Consider the following 15,408-nt stretch of genomic DNA (forward strand, 5'->3'; position numbering starts at 1 on the left):
TCTGCCCGAAGCCTTGCTAATGCTAATGGCGAGGTATACCGTCCCTTTGTTCGTTCAGCCGCTGTGCCTTGTTGAATGCGCCCGCGGGCTCCTTTTTCCAGAGACATCGACGAATTGAATCGGTTCTGCGTGAGCGTCACGTGGAATGCGCGCCTATGCGCTTTGGAGAGAGAAATGACGACAGGTACTGTGAAGTGGTTCAACGGCCAGAAGGGCTTTGGATTCATTCAGCCCGACGACGGCGGCAACGATGTGTTCGTTCATGTCAGCGCAGTCGAACGGGCGGGTCTTGCGGGGCTCGCCGAGGGCCAAAAGGTCAACTTCGAGACCAAGACCGACAAGATGCGAGGCAAGGTCAGCGCTGAGAATCTCTCGCTGGCTTGAGTTTTCCTACGCCGTTTCACGGATGTACTGAAACGGCACGCGGCCCGCTCGATCCCGGATCGAGCGGGTTTTGCCCGTTACCGAAGAGGGTGAAAGACGAGCGCCAAGAGATGAGCGCCAAGAGATGAGCGCGAAGAAATCGGCCGAACCGTCAACAGAGTCCATCGCGCGGACCGAGCGTCGCCGCCTGGCCGCCGAAGAGGGCGCGCGGGCGATGGCGGATGCCGAAAGGCGGGCGGTCGATGTCCGCAACAACATGGCGCGGCTTCGCGAGCTGCGCGAGGCCAGGGACGCGGCCGACGGAGATCTGCGTGCATCCTCGTCGTCGGCACCTGCACTGAAGAAGCGCAAGAGAAAGCTGTCGCGATAGCCGATTTCAACCGCGCGATGAGAGGGCTCGACATGCCAATGAGTGCGATCCGTGCCTAGGACCAAGCCGGATGGCGGCGGCACAATCACCTTCTTTCTCGCACTCGGCGCCGGCCGACAGATGTGCCGTCTCGCGACGACATTTCAGACGCAGAAGCAGGCCTTCAGCTATCTTCAGAAGTACCGGACGGAGTTTGAGCGTATCGCACGGTTGCGCCTCGAGTCAGGCGAGCTCGAAGACGGTGTCGTCGTTCTCTCGATGCTCTAAAGCATGATCCGGGCAAGTGCGCGGCGGTTTTCCGAAAAAGATCATGCTCAAACAACGACCTCAGGCGCGATGACGATTCATCCAGATCTCATCGCGGTTTAGGTGACGAGAATGCCGCGCGAAAGATCGGACCGTCGGCATCGCGCACCTCGATGGCCAGACCGCATCCGGTCGCGGACGGTGGAAGGTCCTTTGCGGTATCGGCAAGCGACAGCGCGGCCTCGATCTCGGCGGCCCTCTGGTTCGCCAGGGTCAGTCCCTCTTCGTCCACAGAGAGTGCGTTGCCGTCTCTGACGTCGAAGTAATAATGCGGCACCGGCATTCCCTTATCTGGGGCGGTTTCCCTGCTTGGCCTCTCGGGCCAGTCGTTCTGCTTTCAGGCGCTCGCGATTTTCGTGAAGGGATTGTTGCGCCTTCGCATAGTCGGTCATCGGCTTCTTCGTTTCGACCGGCTTGAACGCTTTATGGGCCTCCCGCAGAGCCCGGGACGCGGGATGATCTCTCATCATCTTGACCTCGATTGGGTGGACAGGCGCGATCTCGAAGCGCCGGACCTGGCGTTTCCAGCCCGCGGGCTGGTAGCGATCGACTTTGTCGTCGGATGGCCGCCTGCGATTCCACGGGCGTGCAGGGAATAACGGGACGGGACCTCGTCGGTTCCTTGGAGCCGGCCTCAATTCGGCATCGATCGCCACCCCCGGTTGCTCAGCGGGCCTATCTGCTGCGGGACGCGACCGCCAGCTTCATTCCGCCGCGAACTGCGTCAGCGTCGCGCTGCGCGGGGCGACGCGAATGAGGGCCTCGCGCGCCTCGATCTACGGATCCGATCCATTGTTGAGACCCGCGAAAGCGCGCTGACACCGTGGGTCCTGTCACCACCCAAAATCAAGTCGCCACACTCCGGTCCGATTCCGCTGACAGTTCCACTGCACTTGAAATCGACCCTGCGGCTGGCACGAAGTTCACGGTGGTCCCGCCGCATTGTCAGGAGATGTGCGAATGCTCGGCGCGAACGAAGGGGAGATCAAGAAAATCTCCCGGCAAGAAGAATCCCAAGGAGCTCCAGGAGCGATGCAAAGATGGACCAGCGCGGATGCCTGGACGGTCTACCGGCTTCCCTTCAACGATCTTCTGTTTCGTGCGCAATCCGTGCATCGCAGTCATTTTGACCCAAATCGCGTGCAGTTGAGCCGGCTCTTGAACATCAAGACCGGGGGTTGCCCGGAGGACTGCGGCTATTGCAGCCAGTCGTCGCATCACGCCACAAGCGTAGCGGCCTCCAAGCTGATGGAGGTCGAGAAGATCGTGGCCGAGGCCCGCAAGGCCAAGGCGAGCGGCGCGACGCGGTATTGCATGGGGGCGGCCTGGCGTAACCCCAAGCCGCGCGACATGGATGCGATCGTCGAGGTCGTCGGCGCCGTGAAGCAGCTCGGGCTCGAGACCTGCATGACGCTCGGCATGCTGGACCGCGATCAGGCCGACCGGCTGAGCGCGGCCGGGCTCGATTACTACAATCACAATATCGATACCTCGGAGCGCTATTATCCGAGCGTCATCTCCACCCGCACATTCGCCGATCGTCTCGATACCTTGGAGCATGTCCGCGAGGCCGGCATGAAAGTGTGCTGCGGCGGCATCCTCGGCATGGGTGAGAGCGAACAGGACCGCGTCGACATGCTGGTCACGCTCGCCAACCTCCCGGAAGCGCCGGAGAGCGTACCGATCAACATGCTGATCCCGATTCCGGGAACGCCGATGGCGAAAGCGACGCCGATCGGACCGATCGAGTTCGTGCGCATCGTCGCGCTGGCGCGCATCATGATGCCGGCCTCCTTCGTGCGACTCTCGGCCGGCCGGTCGGCCATGACCGATGAGATGCAGGCGCTGTGCTTCTTTGCCGGTGCAAACTCGATCTTCGTCGGCGACACGCTGCTGACGGCAGGCAATCCGCAGGACGAAGCCGATCGGAAGTTGTTTGGCAGGCTCGGGCTGGAGGCGCTGTGAAGGAATCGTTCTGGAAGGCCGCCGAAACCGGTGGCCTTCCTCTGCGAGCGGCCCGTCATGCAGGAGCCGCCACTGCGGGACGTTTCACCAGTGCAAAGGCCGCGGCAGCCAACAGGCAGAGGATTCCGGCAAGAAGAAACGCCGGCACATAAGTCCCCAGCGCATCTCTGCTGACGCCAGCGGCAAAGGCCATCAGGCCGACGCCGAACTGATGGGCGGCAAAGAAGCTTGAATCACGTCCTGGGCTCCGCCATCAACCGTCATGACTTATAGTCTTGCCGCTAATGTTCTGAATTTACTTCCGCTTTCGGCGGCATAGCGGACTCTGCCCGGAATTGCCGTTGGCTGAACCAGGCGCGAATGACCCAGAAGAGACATACGCCGCTCGGATCATCTGCTTAACGTGAGGCCGCCGATAATCCTATAACGCTTCGGGGAAGACATAATTCTGCCAGCTGCGCATACGCAGAAGTATCTTCCGCAACAGTGACAACTCGTGAAAATGTTCGGTATAGATGGCGGCCTCGCCTGCCGAGCCGAGCGGCACCTTGTAACCGGATATGTCATCGACGAGGTCAAGCCGAACAAGAGCCCGGCCTTCGGGCAGCCCCTCGACACTATATAGCGTACCCGAGGTTTGAAGCTGGCCAGCAGCAACCACATCAATCACGAGGCTGACCTTGGCCTTGAAGACACGACCCGGTACGGCTTTGAACAGAACTTCGGCCTCATTGCCAATATTAACACGCTGCAGGGCGTTTTGCTGGAACGCCGCTACCAAAGCCCGGTCCGTTGGGCTGTCATTGACGAAAACCATGGCTGGACGGAAGGGGGCCGGGACCACATAGACGCCCGGCCGCAGTGCCAGCTCGGCGACAAAGCCGCCTGTAGGGGCTCGAACAACGGTCTGGTCTAGATCGTATTGAGCATCGGCAAGCTCGTTGCGTAAACGCACGATGGCCGAGTGTTCACCGTCCACGGTCGCGCCATACGCTTGCCGGGTACGATCTTCTGCAGCAATAGTCTCGGCCGTCGCCTGTTTTGACGCATCCAGATTACGCGTGGCGGTGTCCAACGTCGCTTGCGCGACCACGTTCTTCTCGAACAGCTCCTTCTGCCGGTCGTAATTGATCTGGGCAAGCTCCTGGTTGGTCTTCGCCTTTGCGGTCGCCGCTGCGGCCTGATCGACGGACGCCTTGAGCTGGGCGACATTGGCCTCTGCGTCCGCTAGCCCCGCCCGCTTTTCCGCGACGACATATTCGTAAGGCTTGGGATCTATCTTGAAGAGAACATCTCCAGCTTCGAGGTGCTGGTTGGTATGGCCCTGAACCGGTACCTCGATCACCCGACCTTTAATGGAAGGTATTATGGCCACAGTGGTGAAGTAAATGCGCGCGTTGGTCGAAAACGGTTGGTTGTAGGCCATTGTTATGAACAGGAGCGCAAGGCCGAAGATGCCACCGAGAGCCGCTGTCGCAAGGGTCCATTGATTGACTGGGATTCTGAAAATCTTGAAGATGGCAACGCAGATCGCCACGTAGGTCAATGTGAGCAAGATTTCCATCAGTGCCTCCTGAGGAACGCCTGACCTTGTCACAAGACTTATCTCGAAATTCCTGGCGCCTTTGATCTAGATCAAGAATGGCTCTCGCCTGGTATAGGCTGTGTCATGTCGGCTCATGGCCCCTTTGAGACACGCCGACGGACCTCTCGATGACTGCTCGTTGGGGAAGAGCGGAAGTGGTTGGCGCACTGTCAAAGCGACGCGAGTGAGCCCAAACGGACAACAAGCACTAACGGACTGGGTCATACCGTATTGCGCGCGACGTCTTTTGGTCTGTCGACAAGTTGATACACATCGAGGCCCTCGTGCTTGCCTTTGACGAGATGCGTTCCCCGGCTGATGCAACGAAAGCCGTCCGGGAGCATCTCAAAAACCTCGCGGCTAATCAGGGTGATCGACTCGGCATCGGGATCAATAACCTTCCCGAGGCTTTCCAACCGTTGCGTTGCGTTCACGGCGTCGCCGACGATCGTGTAGTTGATCCGGTTGGGCGCGCCGATGTCACCGACGATGACGTTCCCGATATGGACGCCGATCCGGATACGAACCGGCTCAAGCCCCGTGGCGATCCGTTGTTCATTGTCCGCCGCGATAGCCTGCTGTATTGCCGTGGCCGCCCGACACGCCGACGCGGCCGGATTGTCCACGCGGCCGGGCGCACCCCAGAAGGCCATGACGGCATCGCCGATAAACTTGTCGATGGTCCCGCCTTCCTGTTCGACACAGGCGGCGACAAGAGCGAGGTGTTGATTGATGAACTCGGCGACCTCACCAGCAGTCATGCTCTCGCATGCCGCCGTAAAGCCCACGATGTCGGTGAACATGATGGCGAGCTTTCGTTCCTCCGTGCCGGCGCCGACCCGTCCTTCTTTGACGAGGCGCGTGACTAGCGTGCGCGGGACGTAGCGGCCGAAAGCCCGCAGGCCATCAAGCATCGCGTTGAATGACTGCGCGAGTCCGTTGATCTCACGAATTCGGCTGCGTGCCAGTGGCGCAACCTTGTCGAAATCAAAGGTACCAATCGCTGCGGCGCCCCTCGCGGCTCGTCGGATTGGGCCGGTAATTGCCCCAGCCATTAGCGCGGTTGCGATCAGTGATACCCCAAACATGGCAAGAGCGATGATTGACGCCCAATAGAAGAGTCGAAGGGGAGCGTCGACCGCGCGCGCCAGAACGTAGAAACCGATGGTGATCGGCAGGTCGCTGTATCCGGAGATCTCGCGCGCAAAGACAAAATAGCGCTCACCGTCGACCGTATGTTGACGTGCCAAGATGCCTACGGGCGGGGCTATTCCGGCTTCGTCGAGCGGCGGTAAACTGGAAAAATTTGCGATTACCCGGTCGCCAGATGTCCGAAGCATGAGCAACGGAGTATCTTCTGATTGTCGGCGGTCTCCGTCGACCGTAAACGGGTGTGCGAGAACACGGTCCTGCCCATATAGCATGAAGGCCACTAAACGCGGCGGATCACTCAGCTCCGTTGAGAGTTTTGACAGGGCCCGGGTAGAGACCGCGACGGCGAGAAACCCTACATATAGATCTCTCTTCCAAATGGGAACGCGATAATTCAAGGAAGCCGCCTGTGTTGCCTCGCGATACACCGGCGGTCCCCAATACGGGTCTTTGCGGGTACGGATCTCGTCGGCGACCTCGGCGAGTTGACGGTCCGAGGTGATGTCCAGACGGTCCAGTCGAAACTCTGTATTGGTTTTGCCACGCACGACGCGCAACGCATTGCCGTTAGGATCGGCAAGAATGAACCCGCCGATCTGGGGGGCCGCCGCGATCGTGCCACTCACGAAATCTCCGAGACCGGGGTCGGAGAATAGATAGTGACCGTCGCCGACTGCTGTCGCAATGAAGGTTGCCTGATCAACCGCCGCGTCCAGGTGTCGCCGCAGCGCCATCTCCTGTATAGTAAGCCCGCGCGCGATGAGGCGGGTGGCGAACTCCTGTACGACGCTGCGGCCGGTGATCCAATTCAAAGCCAGAATTGAACCGACCGAAACCAACACAAGCAAACCCATGCTTAGCAAGAGCGTCGGCATCAGTCCCAGCCGAGCATTATCTCGGCTGGACGAGATGCGTTTTGGTTCGAGATCGCTCATGTTGATGGTAGCGGCATTGGTCCACCTTAGCTTGTGAATGGGCCTGCCTTCCAAGGCCAGCACTATATCCCGCGCGACTGGCCGGCGCGGCACTCAAGCCTGCTGCGCCCGCTCATTCTGATCGGGCAGAATTCGTTGCCGATGTTCCGCCTCGGGGTATTCCTCTCATTCGCCGCGCATTGGTTCCTGTTCAGGTTGAAGGCGGTATCGACACCCAGATCCTAGTCATCGTTGCCGGCATGACGGCCATGGTGGGCCTGGAATGACCATTGAACAGGTTCAAAGGCTTTTCCGGACCACCTCGCGCGGTCCAAGGCGGCCACGCCGGCATCGGCCTGATAGAGGATGGAGCCCGAAAACCGCTGTTTGCTGCGGCGCATAAGTCCGGAATTGATGCTGTGGACGGCTCCTCCACGGGCACGAGAGTGCCAAGGAGTGGGCGCCGTTTAAAGCTCCCACGATTCGGAGGAGCAGCCTATGCAGTCAATTTCGACGATCGGTCTGGACATCGCGAAGTCGGTCTTCCAAGTGCACGGCGTTGATACAGCCGGCCAGGTGGTGATACGCCGCCAGTTGAGGCGCCGGCACGTCCTGGCTTTTTTCCAGAAGCTGCCGCCATGCCTGGTGGGGATCGAGGCGTGCGCATCATCGCACCATTGGTCCCGCGAGCTGCAGGCGTTAGGGCATACGGTGCGATTGATGCCTCCGGCCTATGTGAAGCCCTACGTCAAGCGGCAGAAGAACGACAGCACCGACGCGGAGGCGATTTGCGAGGCAGTCACGAGACCCAACATGCGGTTCGTGCCGACCAAGACGGTCGAGCAACAGAGCTGTTTGATGCTTCACCGGGCGCGCCATCTCTTCATCCGCCAGCAGACTGCCGTGATCAATTCAATCCGCGCCTATCTTGCCGAGTTCGGGATCATCGCCCCTGTCGGACGCAGGGGTGTCGAGCAATTGCTGGAAGTCGTCGCCGATCCAGCCGACCACCGGCTCCCCGAGGTGGCCCGTGCGTGTCTTGCTGCTCTCGGCAGTCAGTTGCGGGCACTGAAGGCTCAAATCCTGGAGTTCGACCGACGCATCATCGCCTGGCATCGATCAAGCGCGACGAGCAAACGGCTGGACGCGATCCCCGGCGTCGGGCCGGCGTTGGCAACAGCCTTGGTCGCCAGCATTGCGGATCCCAAGGCTTTCCGATCGGGACGGGACTTCTCGGCCTGGGTGGGGCTCGTGCCGAAGCAGAACTCGAGCGGGGGCAAGGACAAGCTTGGCAGTATCAGCAAGCAAGGCGATCGCTATTTGCGCAGCCTGTTCACGGCTGGCGCGCTCGCCGTGATCCGCTATGCCAAGATCCATGGCACCGATCATCGGCCCTGGCTCACTCGATTGTTGGCCCGGCGCCCCACCAAGGTTGCCGCTATCGCACTGGCCAACAAACTCGCCCGGATGGCTTGGGCGATGATGGCCAGGAACGAACGTTACAAGGAACCCGCCGCTCTCGCGGCGTGAATGAGATCACACGGGAAAACCCGGCGTGACGTAACGGTTGGGAAGGCGAACAGCACGTAATGAAGTGCCGGTCGATCCGGCGATCAGGACAACCCACATGGGCCACAGCATCATCGAATGCGAGGTATTGACCGGGACCTGATCCGCGGAGGGCATTATGGCCAGCGGTCATGAGTACCGCACAAACAGGCCGAACACATGGCTGCTCCGACCACGCTGCAAAGTGAAGATTCTTCTTGCCAACCCGGAGCCGTCCACACATGGCCCATCGCGTCAGTTAGCTGAGCTGCAAACCCTAGGCGCTATCGGTGCATAGCGGACTCCGGCGAATTGTCCGCCCGGTTAATTTATGGGTTCATGGCCTACAAGCTTCTCTGCGGCGCATCCTTCGAGACGCCCGCCTATGGCGGGCCCTCAGGGTGAGGTCGCATTTCGCGGCGAGATTTTAGACCCTCATGGTGAGGAGCCCGCCAAAGCGTGCGTCTCCGGACGATGCTTCGCATTGCCGAGTGAACCATGCAGGCCGAGTTCGTCCGGCAGCTTCCAGCTTTCTTATGCGAAACCGGCGGACCCTCGACCCGAGTTTTACTCTTTCGGATGATGCCATATTACCCCTGTTTTGCCCGACGCGTCAAGCAATAATTCGTATAATCAGAAATTACGTTCGGGGCCGAGAGGTTGGCTACTGTGCATGGGGTTGTTTTCAACTTTTGAGTCGGGCCTGCGACCGCACGACCTTGCCCATGCAAAAAGGGCCGCCCCGAGGGCGGCCCTTTCGTCTTGATTGAAGTGGCTCCGCTTACTCGGCGGCCTGCTTCTGCGGCGGATCGAGCGCGCCGGACTTGTGGATATCGGCGACCTGGTGGTCCGAGAAGCCGAGCACGCTGCGCAGGATCTCGTCGGTGTGCTCGCCGAGCAGCGGGGAGCGGGTGACCTCGCTCGCGCTGTCCGACAGCTTGATCGGGTTGCCGACCGAGATGTACTTGCCGCGGGTGGGGTGATCGACCTCGACCACGGTGCCGGTGGCGCGCAGCGACTGGTCCTCGGCGATCTCCTTCATCGACAGGATCGGGCCGCAGGGGATGTCGTCCTTGTTGAGGATCTCCATCGCCTCGAACTTGGTCTTGGTCATCGTCCACTGCTCGATGCGGGCGAAGATCTCGTTGAGGCGCGGCAGGCGGGCCGCCGGCTTGGCGTAGTTCGGGTCGGTCTTCCAGGTGGGCTCGCCGATCACGTCGCAGATCTTCTCCCAGACCGGGGCCTGGGTGATGAAGTAGATGTAGGCGTTGGGATCGGTCTCAAAACCCTTGCACTTCAGGATGCGGCCGGGCTGGCCGCCGCCGGAGTCGTTGCCGGCGCGCGGCACGGCATCGCCGAACGGAATGCCTTCGCCGAACTGGCTGTACTCCTTGAGCGGGCCGTGGGCGAGGCGCTGCTGGTCGCGCAACTTGACGCGGGCGAGGTTGAGCACGCCGTCCTGCATCGCGGCGGTGACGCGCTGGCCCTTGCCCGAATGCGTGCGCTGATAGAGCGCGGTGACGATGCCGAGCGCCAGATGCAGGCCGGTGCCGGAATCGCCGATCTGCGCGCCGGTGACGAGCGGCAGGCCGTCGCGGAAGCCGGTGGTGGAGGCGGCGCCGCCGGTGCACTGCGCGACGTTCTCATAGACCTTGCAGTCTTCGTACGGTCCGGGGCCAAAGCCCTTGATCGAGGCGACGATCATCTTCGGGTTGATCGCCTGGATCTTCTCCCAGGGGAAGCCCATGCGGTCGAGCACGCCGGGGCCGAAATTCTCGACCAGCACGTCGCACTTCTTGATCAGCTCGGTCAGGACTTCCTTGCCCTTGGGGTTCTTGGTGTCGAGCGTGATCGAGCGCTTGTTGTGGTTGAGCATGGTGAAATACAGGCTGTCCACGTTCGGGATGTCCTGCAGCTGGCCGCGGGTGATGTCACCCACGCCCGGGCGTTCCACCTTGATCACGTCGGCGCCGAACCAGGCGAGCAGCTGCGTGCAGGTCGGTCCGGACTGGACGTGGGTGAAGTCGAGAATGCGAACGCCCGTGAGCGCTTTGGTCATCGTGTTGCTCCGTACTCTGTCTGCCCCCGCAAACCGCAGGGAATAAGGGTTGAGGGGTGGACTTACTTCTTCTTCTGCAGAACGCTCTGCGGATTGAGGTTGCCGATGCGGCCGCTCTCCGAGCCCGCGGCCGGATCGATCACCGCGTTGATGAGCGTCGGCTTGCCCGAGGCCATCGCCTCGTTGACGGCGCGCTTCAGTTCATCCGGCGAGGTCGCATTCACGCCGACGCCGCCGAAGGCTTCCATCATCTTGTCGTAGCGCGCGCCCTTGACGAACACGGTCGTCGCGGGATCGTCGTTGGCGCCGTTGACGTCGGTGCCGCGATAGATGCCGTCATTGTTGAAGATGACGACGCAGATCGGCAGGTTGTAGCGGCAGATGGTCTCGACCTCCATGCCGGAGAAGCCGAACGCCGAGTCGCCTTCCACCGCGAGCACGGGATGGCCGGTCTCGAGCGCAGCGGCGATCGCCTGGCCCATGCCGATGCCCATCACGCCCCAGGTGCCGACGTCGAGACGCTTGCGGGGCTTGTACATGTCGATGACGCCGCGGGCGAGATCGAGCGTGTTGGCGCCTTCGTTGACGAGGATCGCCTCGGGGTGATCCTTGATCACGTTCTTCAAGACGCCGAGCGCGCCGTGATAATCCATCGGCGATTTGTTGTTCATGAGCTTCGGCGCCATCTTGGCGACGTTCTCGTCGCGCTTGGACGTGATCGCCTTGGTCCAGTCGGCGGGCGGGGCGGTCCAGCCCGTCGCGATCGCCTGGTTGAAGGCGGAGACGACCGAGCCGATGTCGCCGACCACGGGCGCGACGATCTCGACGTTGGAGTCCATCTCGCGCGGCTCGATGTCGACCTGGATGAACTTCTTCGGCGTCTCGCCCCAGCTCTTGCCCTTGCCGTGCGAGAGCAGCCAGTTCAGCCGCGCGCCGATCAGCATGACGACATCGGAGTCCTTCAGCACGGTCGAGCGGGCCGCACCAGCGCACTGCGGATGCGTGTCGGGGAGGAGGCCCTTGGCCATGCTCATGGGCAGGAACGGCACGCCGCTCTTCTCGACGAAGCTCTTGATCTCCTCGTCGGCCTGCGCGTACGCCGCGCCCTTGCCGAGGATGATGAGCGGGCGCTTCGCGCTCTTGAGCACGTCGAGCGCGCGCTTGACCGAAGCGGGCGAGGGGATCTGCGCGGGCGCAGCGTCGATCACCTTGACCAGCGACTTCTGGCCGGCATCGGCGTTCATGACCTGGCCGAACAGCTTTGCCGGCAGGTCGAGATAGACGCCGCCCGGACGGCCCGAGACCGCGGCGCGGATCGCGCGGGCGAAACCGATGCCGATGTCCTGGGCGTGCAGCACGCGATAGGCCGCCTTGCACAGCGGCTTTGCGATCGCGAGCTGGTCCATTTCTTCGTAGTCGCCCTGCTGGAGGTCGACGATCTCGCGCTCGGACGAGCCGGACACGAGGATCATCGGATAGCAGTTGGTGGTGGCGTGCGCGAGCGCGGTGAGACCGTTGAGGAAGCCGGGCGCCGAGACCGTGAGGCACACGCCGGGCTTCTTGGTGAGATAGCCGGCGATGCCTGCGGCGTAGCCGGCGTTCTGCTCGTGACGGAAGGAGATCACGCGAATACCCGCGGCCTGCGCCATGCGGCCCAAATCCGTGATCGGAATGCCCGGCACATTATAGATGGTGTTGATGCCGTTCAGCTTGAGCGCGTCGATGACGAGATGGAAGCCATCCGTCAGTTCCTGCTCGGTGCCCGGTGCCTCGGACTTGGTCGCGGTATTCAGCATGGGCCTTGTCTCCCTGGTCTCAAGTAGTGGGGCGAGTTTTTCGCCCTTCTGGTGAAGGTTGCTAGGTGAACAGTTACGTGAACAGTTCCTGGCCGTGCGCTTCGACGTAAGCGGCAAGGCCAAGGGTGTGGTCGCGGGCGCGCTTCTCGGCGAGCTCGGTGTCGCGCGCCTCGAGTGCTTCGATCATGGCGAGATGCTCGGGCAGCGAGGTCGCGGTGCGGTCCTTGCGCCCGATCGTGAGCTGGCGATAGCCGCGCACGTGCAGCAAGAGGTCGTTGGTGAGATCGACCAGAACAGGCGATTCCGACAGCGAGATCAGCGCCTGGTGGAAGGCGATGTTGGCGCGCGAATATTCCTCGACGTGATCCTCGGGCAGGCGGTCCTTGCCGAAGTCCTTGAAGAAGTCGCGCAGCGCCGTGATGTCCTTCTTGCGCGCGGTGGTGGTGATGAGGCGCGCGGCCATGCTCTCCAGCGCCGCCCAGGCGCGGATCATGTCGACGATCTCGCTCTTGGTCCTGCGCACCACCATGATGCCGCGGCGCGGCACGGTCTTCACGAAACCGTCCTGCTCCAGCATCGCGATGGCTTCGCGGATCGGCGTGCGGCTGACACCCAGACGCTCGGACAACGCGCGCTCGTCGAGCATCACCGGCTCGGGCGTCGAGTAGATGTCCATCTTGAGGATGGCTTCCTTCAAGGCGTCATACGCCTTGTTCTTGAAGCTGCTCTCCGGGGCAATACGAACGATTGCGATATCTGCCTCGGCCATGTTCGGCAACGCCTTGGTTGGTTTCCGCAGTGACACGACGAATCTCCTCCAGTGGGAGTCGTCTTTTACAGGATTATTAACGGGAAAGTTTTTGGCATACCACATGCCAGAATGTCAAGCTGCCTATTTTTTGCGGCGTTCTAAGTCGCGCGGCGACTTGACAAGTTGGCTTCTGGCATACCAAATGCCATCGCCAGCCATTTTTGATCCAGGGCGGCGGAGTAATGTCGGCCTTATGCCACTCCGTTCCGCCGCATGGAACAGAGCGCGGCGAATGGCAAGCATCACGGGCAGCCGCAACACGCGCGCGCTTTGCAAAGAACGAACTTAGGTCAAGGGAGAAGCCATATGTCCAATTCCAAAGATGCCGTCCGCAAGGTGCTTGACCAGGTCAAGGCGGACAACCGCACCAGCCTGACGGCCCCGGAAGGCAAGCTGGTCTGCGACGCCTACGGCATTCCGGTGCCGAAGGAGGGCGTGGCCAAGTCGGCGGGCGAGGCCGGCAAGATGGCCTCCGCGATGGGCTTCCCGGTGGTGATGAAGATCGTCTCGCCGGACATTCTCCACAAGACCGAAGCCGGCGGCGTCATCGTCGGCCTCAAGACGGCCGAGGAGGCCGAGAAGGCCTACGAGACCATCCTCGGTAACGCCAAGAAATATAAGTCCGATGCCAAGATCGAAGGCGTCCAGGTGCAGCAGATGCTGGCCGGCGGCACCGAGGTCATCGTCGGTTCCATCACCGACGCCTCGTTCGGCAAGCTGGTGGCCTTTGGCCTGGGCGGCGTGCTGGTCGAAGTTTTGAAGGACATCACCTTCCGCCTCGCGCCGGCGACCAAGGAGGACGCGCTCTCGATGCTCGACGGCATCCAGGCGCATGAGATCCTCAAGGGCGTTCGCGGCGGCGAGCCGGTGAACCGCACGGCGCTTGCCGACGTCATCGTCAAGGTCTCGCAGCTCGTCACCGATTTCCCTGAAATCGTCGAGCTCGACCTCAACCCGGTGTTCGCAACGCCGAAGGGCGCGACCGCAGCCGACGTCCGCATCGTCGTCGATTTCGCCTATGTGCCCAAGCCGAAGCCGCGCCCGACCGAAGAGATCGTCGTGGCCATGAACCGTATCATGCAGCCGAAGGCGGTCGCCGTGGTCGGCGCCTCCGCCGAGGACGGCAAGATCGGCAACTCCGTGATGAAGAACCTCATCAACGGCGGGTACAAGGGCGAGATCTACCCAATCCATCCCAAGGCCGCCGAGATCCTCGGCTACAAGGCCTATAAGAGCGTCAAGGACGTGCCCGGCGTGATCGACGTCGCGGTGTTCGCGATCCCCGCCAAGTTCGTGGCCGCTGCGCTGACCGAATGCGGCGAGAAGAAAATTCCGGGCGCGGTGCTGATTCCGTCGGGCTTCGCCGAAGCCGGCGCGCCGGAGCTGCAGGCTGAGATTGTCGAGGTCGGCAAGAAGTACGACATCCGCCTGATGGGGCCGAACATCTACGGCTTCTACTATACGCCCGCCAATCTCTGCGCGACCTTCTGTACCGCTTACGACGTCAAGGGCCACGCGGCGCTGTCGTCGCAATCGGGCGGCATCGGCATGGCCATCATCGGCTTCTCGCGCTCGGCCAAGATGGGCGTCTCTGCGATCGTCGGTCTCGGCAACAAGTCCGATATCGACGAGGACGATCTGCTCGCCTTCTTCGAGCAGGACCCGAACACCAACCTGATCGCGCAGCATTGCGAAGACCTCAAGGACGGCCGCGCCTTCGCGGAAGCCGCCAAGCGCGTCTCCAAGAAGAAGCCGGTCGTCGTGCTCAAGGCCGGCCGCACCTCGGCCGGTGCGAAGGCGGCCTCGTCGCACACCGGCGCGCTCGCCGGTAACGACCGCATCTATGAGGATGTGTTCAAGCAGTCCGGCGTGATCCGCGCCCGCAGCTTGCGTCAGCTGCTCGAATTCGCCCGTGGCGTGCCGGTGCTGCCGACGCCGAAGGGCGAGAACGTGCTGATCATCACCGGTGCCGGCGGCTCGGGCGTGCTGCTGTCGGACTCCTGCGTCGACAACGGTCTGTCGCTGATGTCGATGCCGCCGGATCTCGACGCGGCCTTCCGCAAGTTCATCCCGCCGTTCGGTGCGGCCGGAAATCCTGTGGATATCACCGGTGGCGAGCCGCCGATCACCTACGTCAACACCGTGAAGCTCGGCCTGTCGGATGAGCGCATCCACGCGCTGATCCTCGGCTACTGGCACACTATCGTCACCCCGCCGATGGTATTCGCCCGCAACATGGTCGAGGTGAAGAAGGAGATGGAGGCCAAGGGCTTTGTGAAGCCGATGGTCGCCTCGCTCGCCGGCGACGTCGAGGTCGAGGAAGCCGCCGAATATCTCTACCAGCACGGCATCCCGGCCTACGCCTATTCGACCGAGCTTCCGGTCGAGGTGCTCGGCGCCAAGTACAAGTGGGCGCGCGGGGCAGGGCTGCTCTGAGACGAAGACGCCGCTTCGGCTTGATCCGGAGCGGCATTTCTTCAGGTACGTCGTTCCGGGGCGATGCGGAGCATCGAACTAT

At 61.9% G+C, this 15,408-nt stretch carries 14 protein-coding genes; 7 read left to right on the forward strand and 7 right to left on the reverse strand.

Going from position 1 to position 15,408, the window contains the following annotated elements; genetic code table 11:
- The first annotated feature begins 174 nt into the window (after nt 1-174).
- From WN72_RS16815 to WN72_RS16825, 3 genes are all read left to right on the forward strand, one after another.
- Entirely contained in the window at nt 175-384 is a 210-nt protein-coding gene (locus WN72_RS16815) for a cold-shock protein (protein WP_027558854.1), read from the forward strand.
- Nucleotides 385-508: 124 nt separating this feature from the next.
- Nucleotides 509-754, forward strand: coding sequence for a hypothetical protein (locus WN72_RS16820; protein ID WP_027558855.1), 246 nt, complete (start codon nt 509-511; stop codon nt 752-754).
- 42 nt (nt 755-796) lie between these two features.
- A complete protein-coding gene (locus WN72_RS16825) occupies nt 797-1,021 on the forward strand; it encodes a hypothetical protein (protein WP_092217092.1) in 225 nt (74 codons plus the stop codon).
- An 88-nt stretch (nt 1,022-1,109) separates the two neighbouring features.
- Here WN72_RS16825 and WN72_RS16830 read toward each other — a convergent pair whose 3' ends face one another.
- On the reverse strand, nt 1,110-1,343 hold the full coding sequence (locus tag WN72_RS16830) for a DUF6894 family protein (protein ID WP_092217091.1): 234 nt from the start codon (nt 1,341-1,343) through the stop codon (nt 1,110-1,112).
- Between the two features lie 4 nt (nt 1,344-1,347).
- The gene (locus tag WN72_RS46945) at nt 1,348-1,530 is read right to left on the reverse strand and encodes a hypothetical protein (protein ID WP_027558858.1); all 183 of its coding nucleotides are present in this window, start codon (nt 1,528-1,530) and stop codon (nt 1,348-1,350) included.
- Nucleotides 1,531-2,092: 562 nt separating this feature from the next.
- Between WN72_RS46945 and bioB the strand changes: the two genes are divergently transcribed.
- Nucleotides 2,093-3,025 carry a biotin synthase BioB gene (gene bioB / locus WN72_RS16835; RefSeq protein ID WP_194483025.1) on the forward strand — a complete coding sequence of 311 codons (933 nt, stop codon included), beginning with the start codon at nt 2,093-2,095 and terminating at the stop codon, nt 3,023-3,025.
- 421 nt (nt 3,026-3,446) lie between these two features.
- Here bioB and WN72_RS16840 read toward each other — a convergent pair whose 3' ends face one another.
- Entirely contained in the window at nt 3,447-4,589 is a 1,143-nt protein-coding gene (locus WN72_RS16840) for an HlyD family secretion protein (RefSeq protein WP_092217089.1), read from the reverse strand.
- A 242-nt stretch (nt 4,590-4,831) separates the two neighbouring features.
- Entirely contained in the window at nt 4,832-6,697 is a 1,866-nt protein-coding gene (locus WN72_RS16845) for an adenylate/guanylate cyclase domain-containing protein (RefSeq protein ID WP_092217088.1), read from the reverse strand.
- 33 nt (nt 6,698-6,730) lie between these two features.
- Between WN72_RS16845 and opgC the strand changes: the two genes are divergently transcribed.
- Together opgC and WN72_RS16855 are read left to right on the forward strand one after the other, a co-directional pair.
- Nucleotides 6,731-6,922, forward strand: a complete 192-nt coding sequence (gene opgC / locus WN72_RS16850) for an OpgC domain-containing protein (protein ID WP_027558862.1) — start codon at nt 6,731-6,733, stop codon at nt 6,920-6,922.
- A 252-nt stretch (nt 6,923-7,174) separates the two neighbouring features.
- On the forward strand, nt 7,175-8,206 hold the full coding sequence (locus tag WN72_RS16855; protein ID WP_092221157.1) for an IS110 family RNA-guided transposase: 1,032 nt from the start codon (nt 7,175-7,177) through the stop codon (nt 8,204-8,206).
- A 799-nt stretch (nt 8,207-9,005) separates the two neighbouring features.
- On the opposite strand, the gene frc is transcribed toward WN72_RS16855, so the two are convergent.
- The 3 genes from frc to WN72_RS16870 all read right to left on the reverse strand — a co-directional run bounded on the left by frc (nt 9,006) and on the right by WN72_RS16870 (nt 12,848).
- A complete protein-coding gene (gene frc / locus WN72_RS16860; protein ID WP_027558863.1) occupies nt 9,006-10,283 on the reverse strand; it encodes a formyl-CoA transferase in 1,278 nt (425 codons plus the stop codon).
- Between the two features lie 62 nt (nt 10,284-10,345).
- Nucleotides 10,346-12,079, reverse strand: coding sequence for an oxalyl-CoA decarboxylase (gene oxc / locus WN72_RS16865; RefSeq protein ID WP_027558864.1), 1,734 nt, complete (start codon nt 12,077-12,079; stop codon nt 10,346-10,348).
- A gap of 73 nt (nt 12,080-12,152) precedes the next feature.
- Complete coding sequence (locus tag WN72_RS16870) at nt 12,153-12,848, reverse strand: GntR family transcriptional regulator (RefSeq protein ID WP_167380903.1); 696 nt, start codon at nt 12,846-12,848, stop codon at nt 12,153-12,155.
- A 348-nt stretch (nt 12,849-13,196) separates the two neighbouring features.
- On the opposite strand from WN72_RS16870, the gene WN72_RS16875 reads away from it, so the two are divergent.
- A complete protein-coding gene (locus tag WN72_RS16875) occupies nt 13,197-15,326 on the forward strand; it encodes an acetate--CoA ligase family protein (protein WP_027558866.1) in 2,130 nt (709 codons plus the stop codon).
- Nucleotides 15,327-15,408 lie beyond the last annotated feature (82 nt).

The organism is Bradyrhizobium arachidis (genome assembly GCF_015291705.1).
In the GTDB taxonomy this organism is placed as follows: Bacteria; Pseudomonadota; Alphaproteobacteria; order Rhizobiales; family Xanthobacteraceae; genus Bradyrhizobium; species Bradyrhizobium arachidis.